The 26,519-nt window shown below is 70.8% G+C and carries 21 protein-coding genes; 14 read left to right on the top strand and 7 right to left on the bottom strand.

What is annotated here, in order from left to right:
• The first annotated feature begins 156 nt into the window (after nt 1-156).
• The 3 genes from DKT69_RS28215 to DKT69_RS28205 all read left to right on the top strand — a co-directional run bounded on the left by DKT69_RS28215 (nt 157) and on the right by DKT69_RS28205 (nt 2,694).
• The gene (locus tag DKT69_RS28215; RefSeq protein ID WP_201749904.1) at nt 157-1,515 is read left to right on the top strand and encodes a glycoside hydrolase family protein; all 1,359 of its coding nucleotides are present in this window, start codon (nt 157-159) and stop codon (nt 1,513-1,515) included.
• 24 nt (nt 1,516-1,539) lie between these two features.
• Nucleotides 1,540-1,791 carry an aldehyde dehydrogenase family protein gene (locus DKT69_RS28210; protein ID WP_255420235.1) on the top strand — a complete coding sequence of 84 codons (252 nt, stop codon included), beginning with the start codon at nt 1,540-1,542 and terminating at the stop codon, nt 1,789-1,791.
• 111 nt (nt 1,792-1,902) lie between these two features.
• Nucleotides 1,903-2,694 (top strand): class I SAM-dependent methyltransferase, encoded by a 792-nt coding sequence (locus DKT69_RS28205; protein ID WP_109804507.1) that lies wholly within the window; start codon nt 1,903-1,905, stop codon nt 2,692-2,694.
• A gap of 56 nt (nt 2,695-2,750) precedes the next feature.
• Here DKT69_RS28205 and DKT69_RS28200 read toward each other — a convergent pair whose 3' ends face one another.
• The 3 genes from DKT69_RS28200 to DKT69_RS28190 are packed head-to-tail and all read right to left on the bottom strand — an operon-like array spanning nt 2,751 to nt 6,235.
• Nucleotides 2,751-4,163: an acyl-CoA synthetase gene (locus DKT69_RS28200; protein WP_255420234.1), complete on the bottom strand. Its 1,413-nt coding sequence runs from the start codon at nt 4,161-4,163 to the stop codon at nt 2,751-2,753.
• Nucleotides 4,164-4,189: 26 nt separating this feature from the next.
• Entirely contained in the window at nt 4,190-4,972 is a 783-nt protein-coding gene (locus tag DKT69_RS28195) for an enoyl-CoA hydratase/isomerase family protein (protein WP_109804506.1), read from the bottom strand.
• A 3-nt stretch (nt 4,973-4,975) separates the two neighbouring features.
• Complete coding sequence (locus DKT69_RS28190; RefSeq protein WP_109804505.1) at nt 4,976-6,235, bottom strand: CaiB/BaiF CoA transferase family protein; 1,260 nt, start codon at nt 6,233-6,235, stop codon at nt 4,976-4,978.
• 145 nt (nt 6,236-6,380) lie between these two features.
• On the opposite strand from DKT69_RS28190, the gene DKT69_RS28185 reads away from it, so the two are divergent.
• Nucleotides 6,381-7,169: a GntR family transcriptional regulator gene (locus DKT69_RS28185; RefSeq protein ID WP_109804504.1), complete on the top strand. Its 789-nt coding sequence runs from the start codon at nt 6,381-6,383 to the stop codon at nt 7,167-7,169.
• Nucleotides 7,166-7,699 (top strand): gamma carbonic anhydrase family protein, encoded by a 534-nt coding sequence (locus DKT69_RS28180; RefSeq protein WP_109804503.1) that lies wholly within the window; start codon nt 7,166-7,168, stop codon nt 7,697-7,699. Before DKT69_RS28185 ends, DKT69_RS28180 begins: the two co-directional genes overlap by 4 nt.
• A 15-nt stretch (nt 7,700-7,714) precedes the next feature.
• Here DKT69_RS28180 and DKT69_RS28175 read toward each other — a convergent pair whose 3' ends face one another.
• Entirely contained in the window at nt 7,715-8,542 is an 828-nt protein-coding gene (locus tag DKT69_RS28175; RefSeq protein ID WP_304598701.1) for an IclR family transcriptional regulator, read from the bottom strand.
• Nucleotides 8,543-8,786: 244 nt separating this feature from the next.
• On the opposite strand from DKT69_RS28175, the gene aceB reads away from it, so the two are divergent.
• Nucleotides 8,787-10,388 (top strand): malate synthase A, encoded by a 1,602-nt coding sequence (gene aceB, locus DKT69_RS28170; RefSeq protein ID WP_109804548.1) that lies wholly within the window; start codon nt 8,787-8,789, stop codon nt 10,386-10,388.
• Between the two features lie 124 nt (nt 10,389-10,512).
• Here the strand turns inward: aceB and DKT69_RS28165 are convergent, their stop codons facing one another.
• On the bottom strand, nt 10,513-13,443 hold the full coding sequence (locus DKT69_RS28165; RefSeq protein ID WP_201749903.1) for an FAD-binding and (Fe-S)-binding domain-containing protein: 2,931 nt from the start codon (nt 13,441-13,443) through the stop codon (nt 10,513-10,515).
• Nucleotides 13,444-13,492: 49 nt separating this feature from the next.
• Nucleotides 13,493-14,656, bottom strand: coding sequence for a pyridoxal-phosphate-dependent aminotransferase family protein (locus tag DKT69_RS28160; RefSeq protein ID WP_109804502.1), 1,164 nt, complete (start codon nt 14,654-14,656; stop codon nt 13,493-13,495).
• 459 nt (nt 14,657-15,115) lie between these two features.
• Between DKT69_RS28160 and DKT69_RS28155 the strand changes: the two genes are divergently transcribed.
• The 8 genes from DKT69_RS28155 (at nt 15,116) to DKT69_RS28120 (ending at nt 25,445) form a co-directional block, all read left to right on the top strand.
• The gene (locus tag DKT69_RS28155) at nt 15,116-16,639 is read left to right on the top strand and encodes an SLC13 family permease (RefSeq protein WP_109804501.1); all 1,524 of its coding nucleotides are present in this window, start codon (nt 15,116-15,118) and stop codon (nt 16,637-16,639) included.
• A 145-nt stretch (nt 16,640-16,784) separates the two neighbouring features.
• Nucleotides 16,785-17,540: a 2-keto-4-pentenoate hydratase gene (locus tag DKT69_RS28150; RefSeq protein ID WP_109804500.1), complete on the top strand. Its 756-nt coding sequence runs from the start codon at nt 16,785-16,787 to the stop codon at nt 17,538-17,540.
• Nucleotides 17,541-17,758: 218 nt separating this feature from the next.
• Nucleotides 17,759-18,976, top strand: a complete 1,218-nt coding sequence (locus tag DKT69_RS28145; protein ID WP_109804499.1) for an ROK family transcriptional regulator — start codon at nt 17,759-17,761, stop codon at nt 18,974-18,976.
• A complete protein-coding gene (locus tag DKT69_RS28140; RefSeq protein WP_236648403.1) occupies nt 18,973-19,932 on the top strand; it encodes a carbohydrate ABC transporter permease in 960 nt (319 codons plus the stop codon). Before DKT69_RS28145 ends, DKT69_RS28140 begins: the two co-directional genes overlap by 4 nt.
• Nucleotides 19,925-20,737 (top strand): carbohydrate ABC transporter permease, encoded by an 813-nt coding sequence (locus DKT69_RS28135; protein WP_109804498.1) that lies wholly within the window; start codon nt 19,925-19,927, stop codon nt 20,735-20,737. The genes DKT69_RS28140 and DKT69_RS28135 overlap by 8 nt, the downstream gene beginning before the upstream one ends.
• A gap of 32 nt (nt 20,738-20,769) precedes the next feature.
• Nucleotides 20,770-22,050 carry an ABC transporter substrate-binding protein gene (locus DKT69_RS28130; protein WP_109804497.1) on the top strand — a complete coding sequence of 427 codons (1,281 nt, stop codon included), beginning with the start codon at nt 20,770-20,772 and terminating at the stop codon, nt 22,048-22,050.
• Between the two features lie 78 nt (nt 22,051-22,128).
• Complete coding sequence (locus DKT69_RS28125; RefSeq protein WP_109804496.1) at nt 22,129-23,241, top strand: glycoside hydrolase family 15 protein; 1,113 nt, start codon at nt 22,129-22,131, stop codon at nt 23,239-23,241.
• The gene (locus tag DKT69_RS28120; RefSeq protein ID WP_201749902.1) at nt 23,238-25,445 is read left to right on the top strand and encodes a glycoside hydrolase family 31 protein; all 2,208 of its coding nucleotides are present in this window, start codon (nt 23,238-23,240) and stop codon (nt 25,443-25,445) included. The genes DKT69_RS28125 and DKT69_RS28120 overlap by 4 nt, the downstream gene beginning before the upstream one ends.
• An 81-nt stretch (nt 25,446-25,526) precedes the next feature.
• Here DKT69_RS28120 and DKT69_RS28115 read toward each other — a convergent pair whose 3' ends face one another.
• Nucleotides 25,527-26,519 (bottom strand): TIGR03842 family LLM class F420-dependent oxidoreductase, encoded by a 993-nt coding sequence (locus DKT69_RS28115; protein ID WP_109804495.1) that lies wholly within the window; start codon nt 26,517-26,519, stop codon nt 25,527-25,529.

The following is a 26,519-nucleotide window of genomic DNA, read 5'->3' as shown; positions in this document are numbered from 1 at the left end:
GGTATTGATGCTAATACGTATTAGCATCGTCGATCGGTCGTCTCGAATCGACGACGGCCGCGCCACCCTTCCCCCGACGGTCACCCTGTGTGGCTGCCCGTCCCGCACCGTCCACGGTGGAACGCTCCCACCATCGAACAGCACAGGAAGGCTGACATGACGAGAGCATCCGGTTCACCGCGCCGACGGGCCGCCCTGGCCGCGGCCGGTGTGGGCCTGCTCGCCGCCGCCGTCGGCGGCACCGCACCCGCCACCGCCGACGCGGCACTCGACTTCCCGCACTTCACCTACGCCGGTACCGCGTTCGACAAGAGCACGCTCGCCTACAATCCGACCAACGAGTTCATCTTCCCGAGTGTCATCCGGGCCGCCGACTACTTCCCGAACCCGCTCGGCGCCTACTACCTGTACTACGCCCCCCATGAGCGTCCCGGCGGGATCGCCCTCGCGTACTCCGACTCGATCGACGGTCCGTGGACCGAGTACGCCGCCAACCCGCTGATCGGCAACACCTGGCTGCCGCACTACTCCACGGTCAGCCACGTCTCCTCACCACACGCGGTGTGGATCGAGGGCGAGCGCAAGCTGTTCCTCTATTTCCACGGCGAGAACTCCATCACCCGCTACGCCACCTCCGACGACGGCATTCACTTCAGCTACGGCGGCACTGCGGTCAGCCGGGACGACACGACCGGCGGGGAAACCTCCTACGCCCGGGTGTTCGAGCAATCCGTGCCGCGCCTGGGCACCCGGTACCTGATGCTCTTCATGGACAATCCCACCGCGGCGCTGCCCGGACCGACCGGGCCGGTGTCCCGGCGGATCCGCTGGGCGGTCTCGAACGACGCGCGGACCTGGACGATCCAACCCGAACCGATCGTGACCCCGCAGGGCATCGAAGGCCCGAACGCCTCAGGGCCGTTCTTCCTGCGCTGGAACGACCGCAACCTGGTGATCTACCACGCTGCCGACGGCAACATGCACGCGGTGGACGTCGGAGCAGACTTCGACCAGGAGATCCACCTCGGCATCGTGCACGACTCGATGCCCGGTGGGCCCGACCTCGGCCGATCGGCCGCGCCGACGTTCTACTTCGACGGCCATACCGCGCACATGTACTACGAGGCCGGCGGCCGACTCACCGCGACCATCGGGCACGCTACCGCAGCCCTCGCCAACCCGGTGCCGGTGCGGCAGCTGGACTGTGCGGTGGACCGACCGGTCCTGTGGCCGCCGAACCACGAACTGGTCGACGTCACCGTGACGGTGGACCTGCGCGACGGTGTGCTCGGCCCGAGGGCGTTCACCCTGACCGGCGTGACCGGGGGTGACGCCGCGGACGTCAGTGGCTTTGCCATCGGCGCGCCGGACACGAGCGGCAGGCTACGGGCGGAACGGGCCGGAGACGGCGGGGACCGGATGTACAACCTGACGTACGCCGGCCACGACGAGATCGGCCGACCGGTCGGCTGCACGGTCACCGTCACCGTCCCGCACGACGAGGGCAGCAACTAGAACAAGCCGTCGGGCGGCACCGGGGTGCCGCCCGACCACGCTCGTTGTCAGTCGTTCGAGGACCACGACCACGCGATGGACGAGCCGATGGAGGCTAAGCTGCGCAACAACGGTGAGGCGTGCACGGCCGCCAACCGGTTCTACGTCCACGAAGCCATGGCGCGGTCCTTCGCGGACCGGCTCGCGGAGCGCTTCCGCGCTTTGGTCGTCGGCCGTGGCGTGGACGAGTCCGTCACGCTGGGCCCGCTCATCGACCGGACCGCCGTCACCAGCTGATCCGGCCTTCTGCCCCATCGCGTTGACGCCGTGGCGCCGGGGCTGGAACTGGTGAGCCCCGGTACCGTTGACGTCTTCGGTCTCGTTCCGGCTGGTAAGGAAGCGCCTGCGATGCGGTCAAGGGACAACGACGTGGTACGCCATGACCTGATCCTGCGGGAGTTCGCCCGGCAGGCTGGCAGCTTCGAGGACGCCCGCCTCAACGGCGCCTTCACCCGGCATCTTCAGCGCCTCGTCGACTTCGCGAGGCCGGAGCCAGAGGACGTCTGCCTGGACGTCGCCTGCGGCACCGGACTGGTCGCCCGCGCGCTCGCCGTGCGTACCCGGCACGTGACCGCGCTTGACGCCACTCCCGAAATGCTGGAGACGGGCAAGGCGCGGGCCGACGCCGAAGGCGTGTCCAACGTGGTGTTCCAACGGGGCGACGCGGCGCGACTGCCCTTCCTCGACGGTTCGTTCTCGCTGGTGATCTCCAGGTTCTCCCTGCACCACGTGGCCGAGCCGGACAAGGTCGCGGCCGAGATGGTACGGGTGTGCCGCGCCGGCGGGCGGGTGGTGGTTGCCGACATGGTGATCAAGCCGGAGCTGCCTGGCGACCCCGACCGGGTGGAGCGGCTGCGCGACCCGTCCCACGGAGCGATGCTCGGTGCCGACGCCATCGTCCGGCTGCTCACGTCGGCCGGGGCGGCGGTCGAGACGTCCGACGTCTTCGACGTCGAGCGTCCGCTTCGTCCCTGGCTCGAGCAGGCGGGTACAGCTGGCGACGTCGCTCGTCAGATCGAGCAGGAGCTGTCCGAAGAGCTCTCCGGCCGCGCTCCGACCGGCCTGCGCCCGCTGACCGTGGACGACGAGCTCTGGTTCACCCAGACGTGGGCACACATCTCCGTGACCGTGCCGTCATGACCGGCCGCGCGACGGGTGTGAAGTGCGGCCCGAACCGGGACGTCGCCGACGAGCTTTCACCCGCCGGCGAGCAGCTTCTTCTGCACCTTGCCCATCGCGTTGCGAGGTAGTTGCTCGACCAGATGGACCTGCCGCGGGCGCTTGTGCGCGGAGATCCGACCGGCCACGAACTCGATGAGCTGCGCCTCGGTCACCGCGTCGGCGACCACGTAGGCGACCACCTGTTGCCCGAGGTCGGGGTGGGGCGCGCCGATCACCGCGGCCTCCCGGACCGCGGGGTGGGCGAGCAGCGCATTCTCCACCTCGCCGGCGCCGATCCGGTACCCGCCACTCTTGATCATGTCGATGGAGGCGCGGCCGATGATCCGGTGCCACCCGTCGGGGTCGATGGTGGCGATGTCCCCGGTACGGAACCAGCCGTCGGAAGTGAACGACTCCCGGTTGGCCTCCGGCCGGTTGAGGTACCCGCTGAACATCATCGGTCCACGTATCTGGAGTTCGCCCGGGGTCTCACCGTCGGGCGCGACCGGGGTGCCGTCCTCGCCGACCAGCCTGCTCTCCACCCCGGCGAGTCGCGTGCCGACGAACCCGGGCCGGCGTTCTCCGTCCGCGCGACTGCTGACGGTGATCAGCGTTTCGGTCATCCCGTAGCGCTCGACGGGCGGCTGTCCGGTGAGCTCGGCGAGCTGCTCGAAGACGGGCAGCGGCAGCGGTGCGCTGCCGGAGACCAGCAGCCGGGCCGACGACAGGGCTCGGGCGGCGGACGGCTCGGCGCAGACCCTGGACCACACGGTCGGCACGCCGAAGTACAGGGTTCCGGCGGCGGCGGCGTAGGCGTCCGGCCTGGGCCGGGCGGTGTGGGCCAGCCGGGACCCGACCCGAAGTGCTCCCAGTACACCGAGCACGAGGCCGTGCACGTGGAACAGGGGGAGGCCGTGCACCAACAGATCGTCGGGGGTCCACGACCATGCGTCCGCGAGCGCGTCCAGGTCGGCGGCGATCGCCTGCCGTGGGATGAGGGCTCCCTTCGGCGCTCCCGTGGTGCCGGAGGTGTAGAGGATCAGCGCGGTGCTCTCCGGCGCGGGTTCGGGATAGCTGGTGGCCGAGCGTCCGGTCAGGTCGACGGCGGCGACGGGGACTCGCGTACCTGCCAGCGGCGCGGTGCCGTAGCTGGCCGGGGGGACGAGCAGCAGCGAGGCGGCCGAGTCGCGCAGCAGGTAGTCCCGTTCGGTGGGGCCGGAGTCCGGTGGCACCGGTACGACGGGCACCCCGGCGAGCAGGCCGGCCACGACCGCCACCACGGTCTCCATGCTGGCGGTCGCCCAGATCGCCACCGCGTCGCTGCCGGCGATGCGGTCGGCGAGGGCGGTGGCGGCGGACAGCACCGCTTCCCGGGACGCCCGCTGGTCCCCGACCCGGATCGCGTCCGCGTCGTCACCGAACGCCCCGGACAAGGCCGGCAGCAGCACTTCTCCGCTCCCTCGTCGCATCGTGGTCACCGTCCGGTCCATGTCGTCGGCTGCTTGGCCGTGAAGGCCCGGACGGCGGCTCGGAAGTCGTCGCTGCCGTAGACGCGGGAGACGATGTCGTCGCCGTCGGCGCGGCTCCGGCGTAGCCGTCGGATCGCCTCCTTCGTCGCCCACATGGTCAGCGGGGCATGCCCGGCCAGGCGGTCGACGGTCTGCTGGACGGCCTTGTCGAGATCCTCCGTGGACTCGGCCACGAAGCCCGCCGCGTGCGCCTCCCGACCGGAGTAGAACTTCGCGTTGAGCAGCAGATCCAGGGTACGGGCCGGCCCGAGGTGGTGCAGCAGCAGCGCATAGGTGGGCATCGACAGGCAGTTTCCCAGGGTCCTGGCGATGGGGATCCCGAACCGCGCGTCGGGGGTGGCAAGTCGTAGGTCGCACACGGCGGCGATCGCCAGGCCCGCGCCGACGCAGTAGCCACGGATGGCCGCGACCGTCGGCACGTTGACGTCCTCCAGCCGGTCCAGCACCCGCGTGATCTTCCGCTCGTATTCGACCCCGTCGGCGCCGCCGGTGAAGTCCGCGAACTGTCTGATGTCGGTGCCGGCGACGAAGGCGTCCTCGCCCGCCCCGCGCAGCACGAGCACCCGCACATCGTCGTCCGCGTCGGCCCGTTCACACGCCTGGTACAGGCCGTCGTACATCGCCCACGTCATCGCGTTGCGCTGCCGGGGTCGGTTGAAGGTCACGGCGAGGGCCGGGCCCTGCTTTTCCACCAGGACCTCGGAGCGGGAATCGGGCGACGAGGGCATTGCCTACCTCCTGGTCGTCGTTGTCGTGGCGGAGCTCGTGGTCGTGGCGCCGCCGACGTCGTCGGCCAGGGCGGCGCCGGAGGCGACGAGGTGATCGATCTCCGCCGCGCTGCAACCGGCGGCGAGCAGCACCTCCCGGGTGTCGGCGCCGAGGACGGGACCCGCGCCCGCGCGCTGAACCGGGGTCTCGGACATGCGCATCGGCGAGCCGAGTTGGCGCACCGACCCCAGGGTCGGGTGCGGGGCGTCCCAGAAGAAGCCGCGGGCCGCGAGGTGCTCGTCGGTGAAGACCTCGCCGTAGTCGGCGATCGGGGCGCACGGCACGCCGGCCTTGTTGAGCCGCTCGATGATCTCCGCCGTGCTCATCGTGCTCGTCACGGTTTCGATGCTCTTGATCAGCTCCGCGCGGTTCTCCAGCCGGGAGAACGCGTCCGCGTAGCGCGGGTCCGCGAGCAGCCGGGTCAGCCCGAGGGCGTCACAGAACGCCTGCCAGTTGCGGGGGGTGGTGGCGCCGATCGTCACGTAGCCGTCGCTGCTGTGCACCGCCTGGTACGGAGCGTTGCTCTGGTGCGCCGAGCCCATCGGGCCACCCACCTCGCCGGTTGCGAAGTACTTTCCCGCCTCCCAGACGGCGAAGGACACCCCGGCCTCGAACAGCGAAACGTCGATGTGCTGCCCCGTTCCGGAGCGGTCCCGTTCCCTGAGCGCGGCGGTGACCGCGAGCGCCAGGTAGAGGCCGCAGACCAGGTCGCAGATCGGCACGCCCACCTTCGCCGGTGGACCGCCGGGGTGGCCGGTGATGCTCATCAGCCCGCTACGCGCCTGCGCCATGATGTCCAACCCCGGCAGATTCGCGAGCGGCCCGTCCTGCCCCCAGCCGGAGCCGGAGGCGTACACCAGGCGGGGGTTGATCTCCCGCAGGTCCTGGTAACCGAGACCGAGACGGCGCATGGCGCCGGGGCGGAGGTTCTCGACGAGGACGTCGGCCCGCTCGACCAGTCGGAGGAACGCCGACCGCGCGTCCGGCGACTTGAGGTCCAGGGCGACCGAGCGCTTGTTGCGGTTGATGCGCACGAACGGCGAGCTCTCCGTCCCGAGGAACGGACCGGTCTGGCGTACGGGGTCACCGCCGGTCGAGTGCTCGACCTTGATGACCTTCGCCCCGAGGTCGGCGAGTTGCAGGGCGGCGAACGGCGCCGCCATGAACGCCCCGATCTCCAACACGGTCACTCCGGTCAGGGGCGGCGTGCGTTCGTTGGTCATCGACCTGCCTCCGGGTGATCGGCGCCGGTACGTGATCGCGGGACAACCCGTGCCGCACGGGAGAGCACAGGGTGTTCGGATGGGAAAGCTACCGGTAGAGTTCACCGTTGTCTACAGAAGACAAGGCCCGTGGCGAGGAGTTCCGATGGCGGAGAGGACGACGGTGACGATGCCGGACGAGGCGGCCCGCCGGATCGCGCCTCCGCCGAGCATGGCGCGGCTCGCCGCGGACGCCGTGCGGAAGATGATCCTCACCGGCGAGTTGCAGCCGGGTGACCGCGTGGTGGAGAACCAGCTCACCCACCAGCTCGGTGTGTCCCGGCCGCCGTTGCGCGAGGCGTTGCGCGTGCTGGAGCAGGAGGGCCTGCTCGTCCAGCAGCCCCGGCGCGGGGTGATCGTCGTCCCGATCAACCTGCACGACGTGTACGAGATCTTCACGCTCCGCGATCAGCTTGAGCGGATGGCGGTCGAGCTCGGCGTACCCGTGCGATCGCCGGATCGTCTCGAGCGCTGCCGGGCGGCGCTACGTGACCTGGAGGACGCCGCCCGGGCCGGCGACGCCGCGACGGTCACGGATCGCGCGTTCGACTTCCATCTGGCCGTGGTGGGGTTGGCCGGCCACCGCCGGCTCGAGGAGTCCTACCGCTCCCTGTCTCTGCAGATGCGGCTCTGCATGGGCATGAACCAGCGGGCCAGGGTGGCCGGCGAGGGGCTGTGGGGAATCGTCGAACGGCACCGCGCGATCCTGGCGACCCTGGAGCGCGGGAATCCGCAGGAGGTCCTCGAGATGCTCACCGACCATGGGCAGCACACCTTCGTCCTCGAACTCGGCCACTCGCTCAGCGGCCGCTCGGCCGAGGCGGAGGCCTGGCTGGAACGGCTCGGCCGGTCCCGCTCCGACACTGCCCTTGGACTGGAGGCGCCCCGATCGTGAGCACTCAAGCGCTGGTCGTCCACTTCGGTGACCGCACGCCGAACATCCATCCCGAGGCCTGGGCGGCGCCGGGCTGCACCATCGTCGGCTCCGTCCGGCTGGCGGCCGGTGCCAGCGTCTGGTACGGCTGCGTGCTGCGCGCCGACACCGAGGACATCAGCATCGGCGCCGGCAGCAACATCCAGGACGGTTGCGTCGTGCACGCCGACCCGGACTTTCCGACAGTGGTGGGTTCGGGGGTCTCCGTCGGGCACCGCGCCGTGCTGCACGGCTGCACCATCGAGGACGACGTCCTGATCGGCATGGGAGCCGTCGTCCTCAACGGCGCCCGGATCGGCTCCGGCTCACTGGTCGCCGCCGGCGCGGTCGTGCTGGAGGGGGCGGTGGTCCCGCCCGGCTCGCTGGTCGCGGGTCTGCCCGCGCGGGTGCGGCGTCACCTTTCCGAGGCGGAACGCGTGGGCATCGTGCGCGACGCCGCGGGGTACCTCGAGCGGGCCCGCGCGCACGCCGCGGCGACAGCCCTGCTCTGACAACCGGGCCGGGCGTCAGCCGGCGATGCGATCCGGTCCCGCGGAACGGGGAACGCTGAGTTCGTCGGCCAGGTCCTCGGCGGCCTGACGCAGCAGCGGTACGGCCCGCTCGACCACGTCGGGCGTCATGCGTGGCGCCGGCCCGGAGACCGAGACGGCCAGCCGGTTCGCGATACCGAGCACCGGTACGGCGACACAGCGCACGCCGATCTCCTGCTCGCCGTCGTCCATGGCGTAGCCCTGGGCCCGTACCCGGTCGATCTCCTCGGCGAACCGGCGTGGTTCGGTGATGGTGTGCTCGGTCTGGGCCGGCATGCCGGTGCGCTCGAGGAGCGTATGCACGTCGCTCGGCGACAGGTGGGCGAGCAGGGCCTTGCCCACGGCTGTGCAGTGCGGGTAGACGCGCCGTCCGACCTCGGTGAACATCCGCATCGACTGCCTGGACTGGACCTGCGCCACGTACACGACGCGATCACCGTCCAGCATCGCGAGGTTCGCGCTCTCGCCGAGGGCGTCGACGAGTCGGGACAGGTACGGCCGGGACCAGGTGCCCAGCAGGTGGCTCGCGCTGTCGCCGAGCCGGATCAGGCGGGGGCCCAGGGAGTACTGCCGGGACGGCTCCTGGCGGACGTAGCCGAGGTCGACCAGGGTACGGATCAGCCGGTGGATGGTGGGCAGCGCAAGCCCGGACTCCTGGGCGAGCCGGGACAGTCCGATCACGCCTCCGGCGTCCGCCATGATTTCGAGCAGCTCGAAGGCTCTTTCCAGCGACTGGACGCCACCGGGCACCCGACCTTTCGGCTGCGGGCCGTCGCCAGCCAGGTCCAGGTTCGACTCGGTCACTCAGATCCTCCTTCGCCCGGATGCGCCTGGGAGGGTCACCGGCCACGCGGCGCTGTTTCCGCATCGCAGAAGTCTATCCGGCGTGACCGGGGCTCCTCCGCGCGACCTTCCCCTTGACTTCCGTAAAGCGGAAATTATTATCCACAATGATGAAGGGCGCGGATCGGCGCCCGGCGGGGTCGGCTCGTGCCGCGCCGAAGACTTCGGCCAGATCGGCCGCGGGAGACAGGAGAAGGTGATCCGGATGCCCGAGATCGACGTGACCGGCGGCCCGGTGGCGCGCGGCGACGAGATTCTCACCCCCGAGGCGCTGGCCTTCGTCGCAGAGCTGCAGGAGCTGTTCGGCGTCCGCCGCGACGAGTTGCTCGACCTGCGCCGCCAGCGCCGGGACGCCGTCGCCCGCAGCCACCGGTTCGACTTCCTGCCCGAGACGCGGGAGGTGCGGGAGACCGCGTGGACCGTCGCTCCAGCCCCTGGCGACCTGCGGGACCGCCGGGTGGAGATCACCGGACCGACCGAGCGCAAGATGACGATCAACGCTCTCAACTCCGGCGCCCGGGTCTGGCTCGCCGATCTCGAGGACGCGAACACGCCCCACTGGGGCAACGTCGTGGGCGGGCAGATCAACCTGTACGACGCGGTGCGCCGGGCGATCTCCTTCGCCTCCCCGGACGGCCGGGAGTACGCGCTGCGCGAGGACGGGCGACTCGCGACGATCGTGGTGCGACCGCGCGGCTGGCACTTCGACGAGAGCCATCTGCTCGTCGACGGCAGGCCGGTCGTGGGCGCCCTGGTCGACTTCGGCCTGTACTTCTTCCACAACGCCGAGGAACTCCTGCGCCGGGGCAGTGGCCCGTACTTCTACCTGCCGAAGATGGAGAGCCACCTCGAGGCGCGGCTGTGGAACGAGGTGTTCACCTTCGCGCAGCAGCGGCTCGGCATCGCCCACGGCACGATCCGCGCGACCGTGCTGATCGAGACGATGCCGGCGGCGTTCGAGATGGAGGAGATCCTCTACGAGCTGCGGGAGCACGCGTCGGGCCTCAACGCCGGCCGGTGGGACTACCTGTTCAGCATCATCAAGTACTTCCGCGACTCCGGCGCCGACTTCGTGCTGCCGGACCGGAACTCGGTGACGATGACGGCCCCCTTCATGCGCGCCTACACCGAACTGCTGGTGCGCACCTGCCACAAGCGCGGGGCGTTCGCGATCGGCGGGATGGCGGCCTTCATCCCCAGCCGACGTGATCCGCAGGTCAACCAGCTGGCGCTGGCGAAGGTCCGCGAGGACAAGGAGCGGGAGGCCGGCGACGGCTTCGACGGTTCGTGGGTCGCGCACCCCGACCTGGTGCCCATCTGCCAGGAGGTCTTCGACCGGGTGCTCGGCGGCCGGCCGAACCAGCTCGACCGGCTGCGCGAGGAGGTCTCGGTCACCGCGGACCAGTTGCTCGACGTGCGAAGCACCCCCGGCGCCGTCACCGAGGCCGGGCTGCGCAACAACATCAGCGTCGCGGTGCAGTACCTCGCCTCGTGGTTGGCCGGCAACGGCGCGGTGGCCATCAACAATTTGATGGAGGACGCGGCGACCGCCGAGATCGCCCGGTCGCAGATCTGGCAGTGGGTGCACAACGACGTCGAGCTCGACACCGGTACGACCGTCACGGGCGAGCTGGTCGAGCGCATTCTCGACAAGGAGCTGGCCAAGATCTGCGACGCCCTGGGGAAGGAGCAGTTCGACGAGGAGCGGTTCGCCCAGGCCCGGAAGCTGGTCCTCGAGGTCGCTCTGGCCGACGACTATGCCGACTTCCTCACCCTTCCCGCGTACCAGGTTTCCTCCGAGAAGTAAGCATGAGCAGCAGCTGAACCCCGGCGGGGCTGCGACAGCAGCGCCGCCGGGGCCGCACCGGGAACGCGCCGTTGCGCCCACCCTCCGGTCATCGGCCGGCACCTGGGTCAGCGGCTGCCGATGGTCAGCTCGCGGCCAACGACTGGCGGACCAGCTCGAGTGGATGCCGGGCGACCCGCTGCGTGCCGTGCCGGATCTGCTGACGGCAGGACACGCCGGTGGCAGCCACCACGGTGTCGGCCGGCTCCGCCCGGACGGCCGGAAAGAGCCGGTCGTTGCCCACCGCCATCGACAGCTCGTAGTGCTCGGACTCGAACCCGAACGAACCCGCCATCCCGCAGCATCCGGCGTCCAGCTCGACCACCTCGACGCCGGGGATGCGGCGCAGCAACGCCACGGTGGCGGCCGTACCGACCTCGGCCTTCTGATGGCAGTGCCCGTGGTAGAGGATGCGTCGGCCGGACAGCTCCGACTCGGCGAGCCGCAGCCGGCCGGAGTCGATGGCCTCGACCAGCAGTTCCTCGACCTGACGCACCCGGCCGGAGACATCCCGCACGTCAGGGTCGTCGGGAAGCAGTTGCCGGTGTTCGTCGCGCAGGGTCAGGATGCACGAGGGCTCGCACCCGACGATCGGAGATCCGGGCGTCGACGAGCGGACCAACCTTCTGGCCAGCGACCCTGCCTTCCTTCTGGCGTCGTCGAGCAGGCCCTTGGAGAAGCTGGCGCGACCGCAACATCCCCCGCTCTCCAGCCGGACCGTCCAGCCGGCGGCTTCCAGCAGCTCCACCGCTGCCCGACCGATTCCCGGCTCCGTGAAGGTGGTGAAGGAGTCGGCGAGCAGGGTCACCTCGCCCAGCGGTGGCGTCCCGTCCACCGAGCGGGCGTGGCGGCGGAACCAGCGGACGAGGTTGCGCCGTTGGAAGGCGGGCAGCGGACGGTTCGGCGTGATGCCGGCGGCTCGGTCCATCAGCCCGCGCAGCGGCCGGACACGGCCGGGCAGGTTGGACAGCGGCGCCACGGCCGAGCCAAGGCGGTTGAGCAGCCGGATGGCGCCGAAGAGCCGCGAGCGCAGCGGTACGCCGTGGACGTCGTGGTGCTGTGCGAGGGCCTCGGCCTTGAGCGACGCCATGTCCACCCCGAGCGGACACTCGCTCTTGCACGCCTTGCACATCAGACACAGGTCGAGGATCTCGTGCAGCCGCTCGTCACCGAGCGCCGCCGCGGGGTCCGGCTCGGAGAGCGCCTTGACCAGTGCGTTCGCCCGTCCCCGGGTGGCATGCTCCTCCTGCCGGGTCGCCATGTACGACGGACACATGGCACCGGTCTCGCTCTTGCGGCACAGCCCGATGTTCATGCACCGGTCCGCGGCCCCCCGCATGCCCCCGACAACGTCGAAGGTCAACCGCGTCCTGATCGGCGGCGCCGGGGGGAGCGCGGCGTCACGCAGGTTCTCGGTCATCGACGGGGCGTCGACGATCTTGCCCGGGTTCATGAGATTCTCCGGGTCGAAGATGCCCTTGACGGTGCGCATCGCCTCGTACAGCTCTTCGCCGAAGATCTCCCGGTTGAACTCGCTGCGGGCCAGGCCGTCGCCGTGCTCGCTGGAGTTGACCCCGCCGTACTCCCGGACAAGATCCTTGATCTCTTCCGCGACCGCGCGCATCGCGCGGACCTGCTCGGGTCTGCTGACGTCCACGAACGGCCGGATGTGCAGGCAACCGACCGAGCAGTGCCCGTAGAAGCCGGCCTGGAGGCCGTGTCGGTCGAGCACCTCCCGGAAGCGTCTGGTGTAGTCGGCGAGGTGCTTCGGGTCGACCGCGGTGTCCTCGACGAACGCGAGCGGACGCCGGGTCCCGCTGCCGGCGGCCATCAGCAGGCCGAGGCTGGACTTGCGCACCTTGAGCAACGGGGCCTGCTGCTGGGCCGTCTCGGCGCGCAGCGTGTGATACCCGTGGCCGTGCCTGCTCCACAGCGCGGCCAGGCGATCGAGCTGACCGACGAGTTGGCGCTCGTCGTCCCCGCTGAAGGAGACGAAGAGCAGCGCCTCGGGGTCGCCTTCGAGGGTCCGCCCGAGGTCGGCGTACTCGATCTTCTGTCGGGACAGGTCGAGGATGGTGCGGTCCATCATCTCGACCGCCGCCGGGTCGCAGGCCAGGGCGTCCTCGGTCGCCTCGATGGCGCCGAGGACCGACGTGAAGTGGCCGACCGCGATCACCGTCCGGCGTGGCTTGGGCACGAGGTCCACGAGGGCCTCGGTCGCGATCACGAGGGTTCCCTCCGACCCGACGACGAACGGGGCGAGGTTGAACGACGGGTCGCCGGCGAGCCGGTCCAGGCGGTAGCCGCAGGCCCGTCGCCAGTACGCCGGGAAGTCCTTCGAGATGGCGCCCGCATACGTCTCCAGCAGGTGCGGCAACTGCCGGTAGAGGCTCCCCTCCAGCGTCCGCAGGGCGGCGCGACGGGTCCGCTCCGCCGGATCCAGCGGGGCGAAGCGGGCCCGGGAGGCGTCGGCGAGCACGACGTCGAGTTCGCGGATGTGATCGATCGTCATCCCGTAGCGGACGGACCCGCTGCCGGCGGAGTTGTTGCCGAGCATCCCACCGATGGTGGCGCGGTTGCTGGTGGACGTGTCCGGCCCGAACATCAGGCCGTGCGCGGCGGCCGCACGGTTGAGCTGGTCCTGCACGACTCCGGGTTGCACCCGCGCCACCCGGGCGGCCGCGTCGATGTCCAGGATGCGGTGCATGTGCCGGGACAGGTCGAGCACCAGGCCGGGGCCGATCGTCTGCCCGGCGAGGCTCGTGCCACCGCCGCGTGGGACCACCGGTACGCCGTACCTCCCGGCCAGTGAGACGGCCGCCGCGACGTCGTCCGCGTGCCGCGGGAACACCACGCCGATCGGTTGGATGGCGTACATGCTCGCGTCCCGGGAGAACAGATGGCGGGTGTACGCGTCGAAGCCGGTCTCGCCGTCGAGGGCGCGCTCGAGGTCCCGGGCAAGGTCCCGGCCGAGCTCCTCGACGTCCCGGTCGACGCGATCGTCACTGATGGTCACGGTTACTGGCCTCCTCTGTGGACCGGGCGAGGGCGAGATCCGGGGCGGCTCAGGGGCGTTGCAGGCGGTCGAGGGCCGCGTTGATCCCGGTGGTGTCGATCGGAACCCCGGCCGCGACGAGGCCCAGCTGAACGCCGGCGAGGGTGCCCGCGAGCATCAGGTCGTTGAAGTCACCCAGATGGCCGATCCGGAAGATCCGTCCGGCGAGCTTGCCGAGACCGGCGCCCAGCGACATGTTGTACCGGTCCAGGATGACGGCACGGATCTTGTCGGCGTCGTACCCGTCGGGGACGATGACGCCGGTCAGCGATCCCGAATGCTCGCGCTCGTCCGCGCAGAGCACCTCGAGGCCCCAGCCGCGGACCGCCAGTCGGGTCGCCTCGGCGTGCCGCTGGTGGCGGGCGTACACGTTGGCCAGGCCTTCCTCGTCGAGCATGCGCAGCGCCTCCCGCAGCCCATAGAGCAGGTTGGTGGCCGGCGTGTAGGGGAAGAAGCCGCGCTTGTTGGCCTCGATGATCGGCTGCCAGTCCCAGAACGACCGGTGCAGCCGCGCGCTCTTCGACGCGTCCAGTGCCTTCTGGCTGACCGCGTTGAAGCTGAGCCCGGGCGGCAGCATCAGCCCCTTCTGGGAGCCGGCCACCGTGACGTCGACGCCCCACGCGTCGTGCTGGTACTCGATGGATCCCAGCGACGAGATGGTGTCGACGAGCAGCAGTGCCGGGTGGCCGGTCGAGTCGATCGCCTTCCGCACCTCGGCGACCCGGCTAGTCACGCCGGTCGAGGTCTCGTTGTGTACGACCAGGACGGCCCTGATGCGGTGGCCGGTGTCGTCGCGCAGCTTGTCGGCGACCGTCTGCGGGTCGACGCCGTGCCGCCAGTCGCCGGGCACGAGGTCGACCTCGAGGTCGAGTCTGCGCGCCATCTCCCGCCACAACGTCGCGAAGTGGCCCGTCTCGAAGCACACCACGCGGTCCCCGGGACTGAGGGTGTTGGCCAGGGCAGCCTCCCAGGCGCCGGTGCCCGACGCCGGATAGATGACGACGGGCTGCGTGGTGCCGAAGACCGGCTTGACGGCCTCGAGCACCTCCAGTGCGAGCTCGGCGAACTGGGGGCCGCGGTGGTCGATGGTGGGCGCGGCCATGGCGCGTAGCACCCGGTCCGGCGTGTTGGTGGGGCCCGGGATCTGGAGGAAGTGACGGCCGGTGGGGGTCATACCGAGGCTGCCTCTCAGGTAACAAAGTCCGCCATGCGGAAGTTGTCTACCGCATAACGGAGACCGTATCAACGAACGGCCGGGAGAGCGCAAGCATCCGACCGTCCGGCGGGCCGCCGCGGTCTGTCCCGGCTGGACGGGTTCACGGGCCGACCGGTCGGTGGTCTTGACGGTCGATGTGACATAGCACATACTCCCGAGAACGAAATTTGATTTTCGCATTGCGGAAACAGGTCCGTGTTATGCGGTCCGTGCCGCGGCGGGTGCAGCCCCCGGTTCCCGCCACTGGGACGCGTCCGTCCAGATGTCTTCTCCGCCCGTCCAAGCGGGACGGACATCTGCCTGCTCGAGTCCGAGGGAGGCAGACGGCGCACCGCCCGAAGTAGACCGAGTTGCCGGCTGGCACGGCTCCTGCCCCACCATCCCGCTGACCTCCGACCCCTCACCCGGGAGGCTCCCATGTCGGTAGAGCTCGTCTCGATCCTCGTCCTAGCCCTCATCTTCGTGATAGCCACGATCCGACCGGTGAACCTCGGCGCGCTCGCGATCGTCGCCGCCTTCATCGTCGGCATCTCTGTCCTCGACGGGGAGGACCTTGGCGAGAAGACCGATGCCGTCTTCGCCGGTTTCCCTGGCGATCTGTTCGTCATCCTCGTCGGCGTCACGTACCTGTTCGCCATCGCGAAGGCCAACGGCACGGTCGACTGGCTCATCCAGACCGCGGTCCGACTGGTCGGCGGCCGGGTCGGCCTGATCCCGTGGATCATGTTCCTGGTGACCGCCTGCCTCACCGCGATCGGGGCCGTGGTCCCGGCGGCGGTGGCGATCATCGCCCCGATCGGCTTGGGCTTCGCGAGGCGGTACAAGATCAACCCGCTCATGATGGGCCTGCTGATCATCAACGGGGCCAGTGCCGGCGGCTTCTCGCCGATCAGCATCTTCGGCAGCATCACCAACGGTGTGGTCGAGAAGGCGGGGCTGCCGGGCAACCCGACCCTGCTCTTCCTGGCCTCGTTCCTCGTCAACCTCGCCATCAGCCTCGTCGCGTACTTCATGTGGGGCGGCCGCGAACTGCTCACCCGCCGGGCCCTCGACACCGGCACCGGCACAATCGACGAAGCGGACCTGGTCAGCGCCACCCGCACCGGTACGACGAGGGACCGGCGCGCGGAGCCGGCCGCCGACCCCGCCACGGAGGGAGCCTCGGACTCCGGCGTCAGCCTCGCCGACGAAGACGCTGCCAGCGCCCGTCCGGCCGGCGGCGCCGTCGCGGTCGCCGCGGGGTCGGCCCCTTCGCCCGTGCCCGCCCAGGCGACCAGGTCGTCGGGGGGAGCCGCCACCACCACCACGACCGTGCCGGCCGAGGCGGAGGCGCCGCTCAGGCTGGACCGGGACCGGATGATGACGGTGATCGGGCTGCTGGGCCTCGCCGTCGCCGCGCTCTTCTTCGACCTCAACGTCGGCATGGTCGCCGTCACCGTGGCCGCGATCCTCACCCTGCTCTCACCGGAGTCGGCCAAGAACGCCGTCAACCACGTCGCCTGGCCCACCGTGCTGCTCGTCTGCGGCATCGTCATGTACGTCGGCGTCATGCAGAGCATCGGCACGATCGACTGGCTCGGTCAGGAGGTCGCCACCATCGGTGCCCCGTTGATGGCCGCACTCGTCATCTGCTTCATCGGCGGTGCGGTGTCCGCGTTCGCCTCGACGACCGGCATCCTCGGCGCCCTGATTCCGCTCGCCGTACCGTTCCTGACCGGCAGCAACGCCGTCGGGGCGGTCGGACTGATCACCGCTCTGGCGCTCTCGTCGTCCATCGTCGACTCGAGCCCGTACTCGACGAGCGGTGCGCTCACCGTCGCCAACGCGACCGACGAACAGCGGGAGTACGTCTACAAGGGCCTCATGCGCTGGGGCTTCAGCATGGTGGTGATCATCCCCATCGTCACGTGGCTCATCTTCGTCGTGCCCGGCTGGCTCTGATCCGCGCCCGGCGCAACTCGGCGATCTGCCGACGGCCGGCCTGACGTCGGCAGCGGGGAGGGACGGGCGGTCCGTCCCTCCCCGCTCCCGTTGCCGGCCGAAGGCGGTGAAAGCCGGTCGCCGCAGACCCGACAGAGGACACGACGTGTACGACGAGCAACTGGTGAGGGCCTTCGCCGAGGCGAGACTGAACGGCGTCGCCGGCCCCGGCGCGACCGCCGCCACTCACGACGTCCACGAGGCACTGGGCCTGCAGTTGGCCGTCCTCGACCGGCTGGTGGCCGCAGGCGAGCGACTGGCCGGCTGGAAGGTGGGACTCACCTCCGGCCCGCGTCGAGACGTGATGGGGAAGGGCTTCCGGCCGTTCGGATATCTCCTGGAGAGCCGTACGCTCGGCTCGGGGGACGTGCTCGGCCATGACCGGATCAGGTCGTGCTACCTGGAGCCGGAGCTGTGCCTCGTGCTCGGCGCGCCGTTGCGCGGCGACCACATCGATCCGGCAGCCGCGAGGTCCGCCGTGCGGGCGGTCGCGCCGGCGTTCGAACTGAACGAACGCCGGCTGAGTGCGCAGGCGGACGACGCCACCACCATCGCCGACGGCCTGGGCAACTGGGGCATCGTGGTCGGCCCGGAGGTGCCCGTGCGGTCCGCCCTCACGGGGACCACGGCCGAACTGTGGCACGACGACACCCTGGTCGCCACCCGGACCCCCGGCGATGCCATGGACGACCCGTTCCTGTCGCTGTCGCGCCTCTGCGCGCTGCTGCACCGGTACGGCCGCGGACTCGAAGCCGGCCAACGGGTGATCACGGGATCGTTCTGCAACCAGAGCGTGCAGGGTCCGGGCACCTGGCGGGCCGTCTTTCCGGGCATCGGAGAGGTGACAGTGCGGTTCGCGTGACCCGTCGATCATGCGATGCTCAACCCTCGCCCTGATCCAGGCGTTCGCCCTGGCCGGGCGGCTGGCCACCGGCCCCCGCGCCGACCGTACCCCCATCTGTCGCCGGGGCCGCTGCGATCGCGAAACGATCCCGGTCTGATCACGGGTCTTGACATCCGCCAGTAATCTTCAGACTCTTTGTTTGGACGCCGAATTAACTGGTGGAAGGAAGTGCTCCGATGACGGCTGCGACCTCGGGTCCACGCCTGCGGGACGTCAACCGGGTCGCCGTGCTCGCCCTGATCGGCCGACACGGACCGATCTCGCGCGCCGACGTCGCCCGCCGGCTGGGCCTGAGCCCGCCGACCGTCACCGCGGTCACCCGCTCGCTGATCGAGGCCGGCGTCATCCGCAAGGTCGACGACGGCGTCCCGCGGGGCGGCCGACCGAGCGAGCTGCTCGCGGTGGTGGGTCCGGCCGGGCACGCGGTCGGGGTCAAGGTCGCCGCCGGGCGGCTGACCGGCGTGCGCGCCGACCTCGACGGGACCCTGCTCGACACGTTCTCCGCACCGTTCGACGAGGCCGCCGTCAACCCGTTCGAAGCGTTGTCCGCGCTGCTCGCGCCGCACCTGGCCGCCGTCGACGACGCGCCACTGCTCGGGATCGGGCTCGGTGTCCCCGGCTTCGTCGACAGCCGTACCGGACTGGTGGAGGCGCCGCTGCTGGGCTGGCGGCACATGCCACTGCGGGACTACCTGAGCCAGCTGCTCGACGTGCCGGTGCTCGTGGACAACGACGTCAACACCCTGGCGGCGTACGAGCACCTGTACGGGCTGGGCCGGCCGTACGACGACTTTCTGACCATCACCCTCGGGCAGGGTGTCGGCGCGGCCGTCGTCTCCGGTGGTGACCTGCGCCGCGGCGGGCACGGCGCGGCCGGTGAACTCGGGCACCTGCCGATCGATCCCGCCGGGCCGCCCTGCCACTGCGGCAAGCGCGGCTGCCTCGAGACGTACGTCTGCGACGGCGCGCTCGTCGAACAGGCGCGCGAGGTGGGTGCCGTCGGTCCGGACGCCGGTCCGGCCGACCTGCGCGCGGCGGCCGACAACGGGCACGCCGGGGCGCGGGCCGTCTACCGTGCCGCCGGAGCCCGGCTCGGCACCGTCGCGGCCGGGCTGGCCACCGTGCTCGACCCGCAGGCGGTGCTGGTCAGCGGCGAAGGGACCCTGGCCTGGACCCACCTGGCCGAAGGATTCCTCACCGCCCTGCGCGCCGGCATGTTCCCGCCGCTGGCCGACGGGGTCAGCGTGCACGTCGACCCGTGGGACGACACGAAGTGGGCGCTGGGTGCGGCCGCCCTGGTGCTCCGGGCGCCGTTCACGATGAACGCCGAGCCGCACGCCGACGCCATCCGGGCGCGGCTGGCCGCCTTTCCCGGTGCCGAGGTGGCCCAGTGACCGAGCCACGTACCGCCACCACCGCAGCCCCCACGGCACGGGCGAACGCTCCGACGCCGCGCGTCCGCCGATCCGGTGCCGCCCGCCGCCGGTTGCGCACGGCCGTCGCGGCGGCCGGTTTCCTCGCCCCCAGCCTGCTCCTGCTGCTGGGCTTCTGGATCGGCCCGATGCTCGGCACGGCCTGGGTGAGCCTGCAGGACTGGAACCTGATCGGCGTGCCGACCTTCGTCGGGTTGGACAACTACACCGAACTGCTGGGTGACGCCGAGTTCCATGCCGCGCTCGGCCACACCCTGGCCTATCTGGCCGGCTATCTGCCGCTGGTGCTGGTCTGCGGGCTCGCCGTGGCACTGCTGCTGGACGCCAAGCTCCCCGCGATGACCCTCTACCGGGCCACCTTCTTCCTGCCGGTGATCAGCAGCTGGGTCGCCGTGTCACTGCTGTGGAAGTGGCTGCTCAATCCGGCCGACGGGCTGGTCAACCGCATCCTCGGCGCGCTCGGCGTGCCGGGACCCGGGTGGTGGACCGACCCGGACTGGGCGATGCCCTCGGTGGTGCTCGCCTCCGTCTGGAAGGACGTCGGGTTCGTCGCGGTGATCCTGCTCGCGGGCCTGCAGGCCATCCCGCGCGACCTGCTGGAGGCCGCCGCCCTCGACGGGGCCGGCTGGTGGCGCAAGCTGCGCAGCATAACCCTGCCGATGATCTCCCCGTCGCTGTTCTTCGTCACCGTGATCAGCCTGATCAACGGCTTCCAGGTCTTCGACCAGGTGTGGGTGATGACCGAGGGCGGTCCGGGTGGCGCGTCCAGCGTCGTGGTCGAGCAGATCGTCAACAACGCCTTCTCGTACGGCCGGGTCGGCTACGCCTCGGCGATGAGCATCGTGCTCTTCGCGGTGATCCTCCTGGTCACCCTGGCCCAGCTCCGACTTCAGCGCAGGTGGGTGCACTATGAGTAGGAAGATCCTGCGGTATCTCGCGCTCACGCTCGGCGCCGTGGCGATGCTCGGGCCGTTCGCGTGGATGCTGATCACCTCGCTCACCGGCGACCCGCAGCTCGCCCGGGTGGACGCGCCCCTGCTACCCGATCCGCCCACCATCGAGCCCTACGGCCGGCTGGGCGAGGCCTTCCCGTTCTGGCGCTTCGCCGCCAACAGCGTGGGCGTCGCCGTCGTGTCCACCCTGCTTCAGCTCTTCACCAGCGCCACCGCCGCGTACGCGTTCAGCCGGCTGCGGTTCCGGGGCAGCGGCGCGGTGTTCGTGCTCTACCTCGCCACGATGATGATCCCGATGCAGGTGATCATCGTCCCGCTGTTCATCGAGATGCGCCACCTCGGGCTGGTCGACAGCTACGCCGGGCTGCTGCTGCCCACGATCGTCTCCAGCTTCGGCGTGTTCATGCTCCGGCAGGCCTTCCTGGCGCTGCCGATGGAGTTGGACGAGGCGGCCTACGTCGACGGGGCCGGACACCTGCGGGTCTTCGCCCAGGTGCTGCTGCCGCTGGTCGCCCCGGCGCTGGCCACCTTCGCCGTCTTCGCCTTCATGTCCAGCTGGAACGCGTTCCTCTGGCCGCTGGTCATCGCGCAGACCGAGGCGCACATGACCCTGCCGGTCGGCCTGTCGCTGCTCCAGGGGCGGTACAGCACCGCCTGGAACGTGGTCATGGCCGGCTCCACCATGTCCGTCCTGCCGATCCTCGCGCTCTACGTCTTCGCCCAGCGCTACGTCGTGCGCGGCATCACCTTCACCGGAATCAAGTCCTAGCCCCCCACCGCACCCCCCCGAGGAGAGATCCGATGACCACAAGAAGACGAGTCCTGGCAGCTGCCGCCGGAGCGCTCGCCGCGGTGAGCCTGCTCGCCGCGTGCGGGCAGGACGCGTCCGGCGGCGCGGACGACGGCGCCACCGGCACCGTCACCTACTTCACCTTCTCCGCCGCGCCGGACCACCTGAAGGACCTCGACGCGATCAAGGCCGAGTTCGAGAAGCAGAACCCGGGCATCACCGTGCAGGTGCAGACGGCCGCGTACGACGACTACTTCACGAAGCTGCAGACGGCGATCGCCGGCGGCACGGCGCCGGACACGTTCGAGCTCAACTACGAGAACTTCGTGACGTACGCCCGAGCCGGCGCCCTGCTGCCGCTCGACGAGCGGGCCAAGGCCGACCAGGACTACGACGCGAACCGGCTGTACCCGAAGGCGCGGGAAGCCTTCCAGTTCAAGGGCAAGCTGTACGCGGTGCCGTCGACGTTCTCCGACGTGGTGCTCTTCTACAACAAGAAGCTCTTCGACGCGGCCGGTGTCGCCCACCCCACGGCGGACTGGACCTGGGCCGACGAGCGGGCGGCGGCGGAGAAGCTGACCAACAAGGCCAAGGGCGTCTACGGCGACTACCAGCCGGTCACCTTCCACGAGTTCTACAAGGCCCTCGCTCAGAACGGCGGCTCGTTCCTCTCCGAGGACGGCAAGAAGGCGACGTTCAACGACGCCAAGGGCCTCGAGGCGGCGCAGTGGCTGCTCAGCAAGCCGGGCACGGTGCAGCCCACCGTCGCCGAGATCGGCGGCAAGGCCGACTACGACACCGCCCTGTTCACGTCCGGCAAGCTCGCCATGTGGCACAACGGGATCTGGCAGATCTCCAAGCTCGCGGGCACCGCCGGGCTGGACTTCGACATCGTCACCGAGCCCGGCAACACCCGGAAGGCCAACGCGGTGTTCATGAACGCCACGGCGGTGTCCGCGAAGACCAAGAAGGCCACCGCGGCCTGGAAGTGGGCCCGGTTCCTCGGCAGCTCGCAGAAGGCCGTGGAGACCCGGCTCGGCTCCAACTGGGAGCTGCCGGCGGTCAGCGACCAGGCCGCGTTCGACAGCTATCTGAAGAAGACGCCGCCGGCCAACCGCAAGGCCGTCTTCGACGCGCTGGCGGACATCGCGCTCCCGCCGGTGCTCGACGCGCAGCAGTCGAAGATGCAGGACATCGTCACCCAGGCGCTGGAGAAGGCCGCCTCCGGCCAGGCCACCCCGCAGCAGGCGCTCGACGACGCGGCGGCCGCGGTCACCGCCCTCATCAAGTAACCGACCCGAGCGGGGCGCGGCCGTTTCGCACTCGGCCGCGCCCCGCGCGACCACACCGACACCTCCTGGAGGAGCCCCGTGCCGACCGCCGCACGGTCCGACCTGCGCACGCTGGTCGAGTCCAGCCTCACCCTCATCGAGGCCCACCAGCATCCGTCCGGCGCCTACCCGGCCAGCCCCGACTACCCCGTCTACCGGTACAGCTGGCTGCGCGACGGGGCCTTCATCGCCGACGCCATGAGCCGGGCCGGTCGGGTGGACAGCGCCGACCGGTTCCTCCGGTGGTGCGCCACGGTGATCGACTCCCGCGCCGACCGGATCGCCGACCTTGTCGCGCGGGCCGACCGGGGCGAGGAGATCGGCGCCGACGAGATGCTGCCGACCCGGTACACCCTCGACGGCGGCGACGGTGACGAGCCCTGGTGGAACTTTCAGCTCGACGGGTACGGCACCTGGCTGTGGGTACTCGTGACGCACACGGCGCGGCACGGGCGGCCGATCGACGCGTACCGGCCCGCGATCGGGTCCACGGTGGACTACCTGGTCGCGTTCGGCGACCGGCCCTGTTACGACTGGTGGGAGGAGCACGCCGAGCACCGGCACGTCGCCACGCTCGGTGCGGTGCTGGCCGGGCTGCGCGCCGTCGTCCACGCCCGCGACGCGCACGGCGAGCCGCTGCTCGGCCCCGCCCGTGCCGCCGCCGCTGCGACGGTCGACAAGCTCGCGGCGCTCGTCGCCACCGACGGCATCGCGGACGGGCACCTCACCAAGTGGCTGGGCGGCACGGCCGTCGACGGCAGCCTGCTGGCCTGCCTCACCCCCTTCGAGGTGGTCGACCCGCGCGGCCCGGTCGCCGAACGCACCTACCACCAGGTACGCGACCAGCTGCTGCGCGGCGGCGTCTACCGCTACCTCGGCGATACCTTCTACGGCGGCGGGGAGTGGCTGATCCTCACCGCCTGGCTGGGCTGGCACGAGGCGCGTACCGGCCGGACCGAGGCGGCGCTGGGCCGCCTGGACTGGATCGCCGCCCAGGCCACCCCCGAGGGCCACCTGCCCGAGCAGGTCAGCGGCAACACCCAGCGCCCCGGACACATCACCGAGTGGACCGAGCGGTGGGGGCCCGTCGCCACCCCCCTGCTGTGGTCGCACGCCATGTTCGTCACGCTCGCCCTGGAGGTCGGACTGTGAATGACCACCTGATCAGCCACCGCCCCGCCGGGACCGGCCACCCGTACCGGTACGACCTGGACCAGCGCGTCCCGGTGCATCCGCTGCGCGGCGAGGAGTACGAAATCCGGGTGCTCACCGACCCGCAGGTGACCGAGGTCCGGGTCGAGTTCGGCGACGGCACGCAGGTGCCCGCCGAGCGGGTCGACCCGGCCACGGTGACCCTCGACTTCGGTGCGCCCGCCGCCCCGCCGGCCGGCTCGGCGGGTCACCTGGCCTCCGCCGCCTCGGCCGCCCCGGACACCGGCGGCCGGACGGCATGGATCGCCCGGGCCACGGCGGGCGGGGACGACGCGTACGCCGTCGCCGGCCGGACCGCGGCGGGCGGTGACGTCCGCACGGACGTCTTCGGAGTACGGCCGCTGGCCTGGCAGCCCGACGGCGGGCGGCTCGAGGAGCGGGACCCCGACGGCGCCGGCGTCCTCGACCCCGACAGCGTCGAGTGGCTGACCGGCAGCGACGGACCCCGGCGGGTGCGCTTCGCGTTGCGGCTGGCCGAGGGTGAACACGTGGTCGGCTTCGGTGAGCGGTTCCACGCGCTCGACCAGCGCGGCCAGGTGCTCGACGCGACGGTGTTCGAGCAGTACAAGCGGCAGGGACACCGCAGCTACCTGCCGATGCCGTTCGCGGTGGTCGTCGGCGGGGAGGCCGGCTGGGGCTTCCATGTGGTGACCAGCCGGCGGACCTGGTACGACGTCGGCGCCTCCCGCCCGGACCGCATCCTCGTCGAGGCCGAGATCGACCCGGCGACGCCCGTCCTGCCGCTGCGGCTGTACACCGGCGAGCCGGCGACGGTCGTGCGAGAGTTCCTCGCCGAGACCGGGCAGCCGAGCGTGCCACCGGCCTGGGTGTTCCGGCCGTGGATGAGCGGGAACGAGTGGAACACGCAGGCCCGAGTGCTGGCCGAGGTGCGCCGCAGCCTCGCCGAGGACATCCCGGCCGGGGCGGTCGTCATCGAGGCCTGGAGCGACGAGGCGACCTTCGTGGCGTTCCGCGACGCGCGCTACGAGGTGCATCCCGACGGCGCGCCGCACCGCCTCGCCGACTTCGAGTTCCCAGCCGACGGGGCCTGGCCCGACCCGAAGGCGATGATCGACGAGCTGCACGAGGCCGGGGTGAAGGTGCTGCTCTGGCAGATCCCACTGATCCCGACCGACCGTGGCAACGACGGCCAGGTCGCCGCTGACCTCGCGACGCTCGCCGCGCGCGGCTACGCGGTCCGGGAGGCCGACGGCTCACCGCACCGCAACCGCGGCTGGTGGTTCCCCGGCGCGCTGCTCCCCGACTGGACCAACCCCGAGGCCCGGCGTTGGTGGCTGGACAAGCGCCGCTACCTGGTCGAGGAGCTCGGCGTCGACGGCTTCAAGACCGACGGTGGCGAGCACCCGTGGGGTCACGATCTGCGGTACTCCGACGGATCACGCGGCGACGAGGGGAACAACCTCTTCCCGGTGCGATACGCGGCCGCCTACCACGAACTGATGCGGTCAGCGGGGACCGACGGCGTGACGTTCAGCCGGGCCGGCTTCACCGGGTCCGCCGCCTTCCCCGCGCACTGGGCCGGCGACGAGGACTCCACCTGGGAGGCGTACCGGGCGTCGATCACCGCCGGCCTGACCGCCGGTGTCGGCGGCATCTTCTTCTGGGGCTGGGACCTGGCCGGCTTCTCCGGCGACATCCCGGACGCCGAGCTGTACCTGCGTTCGGCGGCGGCCGCCTGTTTCGCCCCGATCATGCAGTACCACTCCGAGTTCAACCACCATCGCGACCCGTCGGTGGACCGTACGCCGTGGAACATCGCCGAGCGCACCGGCGAGCAGCGGGTGCTGGAGGTCTTCCGGCGCTTCGCCCGGCTGCGCGAGGAACTCGTGCCGTACCTCGTGGACCAGGCGGAGCGGTCGGTGCGGACCGGAAAACCATTGATGCGACCGCTCTTCTTCGACCACCCCGACGACAAGCGGGTCTGGGACTGGCCGCAGCAGTGGCAGCTCGGCGACGACCTGCTCGTCGCCCCGGTCACCGAACCCGGGGTCACGACGTGGCCGGTGTGGCTGCCGGCGGGGGAGTGGGAGGACTTCTTCACCCGCGAGCGGCACAGTGGCCCGGTCGAGGTTCACCGGAGGGTGCCGATCGACGAGATTCCGGTCTACCGCCGCCTGGCTTGACCCACCCGGCCGCGCCGGCCACGGCTGGCGAGTGGCTCCGCCGGCTGCGCCGCCGACCTGTGCGGCGGCGCAGCCGGCGCGTCAGACCTGCGTGATCACGTCCTTGCCGTACGCGGTGAGGGTCTTCTCCTTGTCGTCGTGCATGAGGTAGAGGGCGAAGTTGTGGACCCCGATCTCCTTGAGCTCCTGCAGTCGATCGACATGCGCCGACTCGGGTCCGACCAGACAGAACCGGTCGACGATCTCGTCGGGTACGAAGTCGGTGGACGGATTGCCGGCGCGACCGTGGTGTGAATAGTCGTAACCCTCGCGGCCCTTGATGTAGTCGGTCAGCGCCTTCGGCACGACTCCGGAGTCGCCGTAGCGGGCGACCAGGTCGGCCACGTGGTTGCCGACCATGCCGCCGAACCAGCGCAGCTGGTCCCGTTGGTGCGCAAGATTCGTGCCCACGTACGCAGGTGCGGCCACACACATGGTGATCGAGTCGGGGTCCCGGCCCGCGGTGATGGCCGCGTCGCGTACCGAACCGATCGTCCACCGGGCGATGTCGGGATCGGCCGTCTGCAGGATGAAGCCGTCGGCCTGCTCGCCTACCAGCCGCAACGCTTTCGGGCCGTACGCGGCCATCCAGATCTCCAGCCTGCCGTCACGCACCCACGGGATGCGCACCGGCGTGCCGTGATGCTCGACCTCGTTGCCCTCGGCCAGCTCCTTGATCACGTGCATGGCCTCGCTCAGCGTGGCCAAGCTCGCCGGCGGTTGGCCGATGACCCGCCGGGCCGAGTCGCCGCGGCCGATCCCGCACACCGTGCGGTTGCCGAACATCTCGTTGAGGGTGGCGAAGAGCGACGCGGTGACCGACCAGTCGCGCGTGCTCGGGTTGGTCACCATCGGCCCGACGATCAGGTGTTTGGTCGCGGCGAGCACCTGCGAATAGATGACGAACGGCTCCTGCCACAACACGCAGGAGTCGAACGTCCACCCGTAGCGGAACCCGTTGTCCTCGGCGGCGGTGAGACCCGCCACGACGTCGCGAGCCGGCGGGTCAGTCTGGAGTACGACACCGAAGTCCAC

The organism is Micromonospora sicca, assembly GCF_003172935.1.
GTDB classification, from domain to species: Bacteria; Actinomycetota; Actinomycetes; order Mycobacteriales; family Micromonosporaceae; genus Micromonospora; species Micromonospora sicca.
Note: the sequence above shows the minus strand (reverse complement) of the source record. Positions and strands in the feature narration are given on the sequence as shown.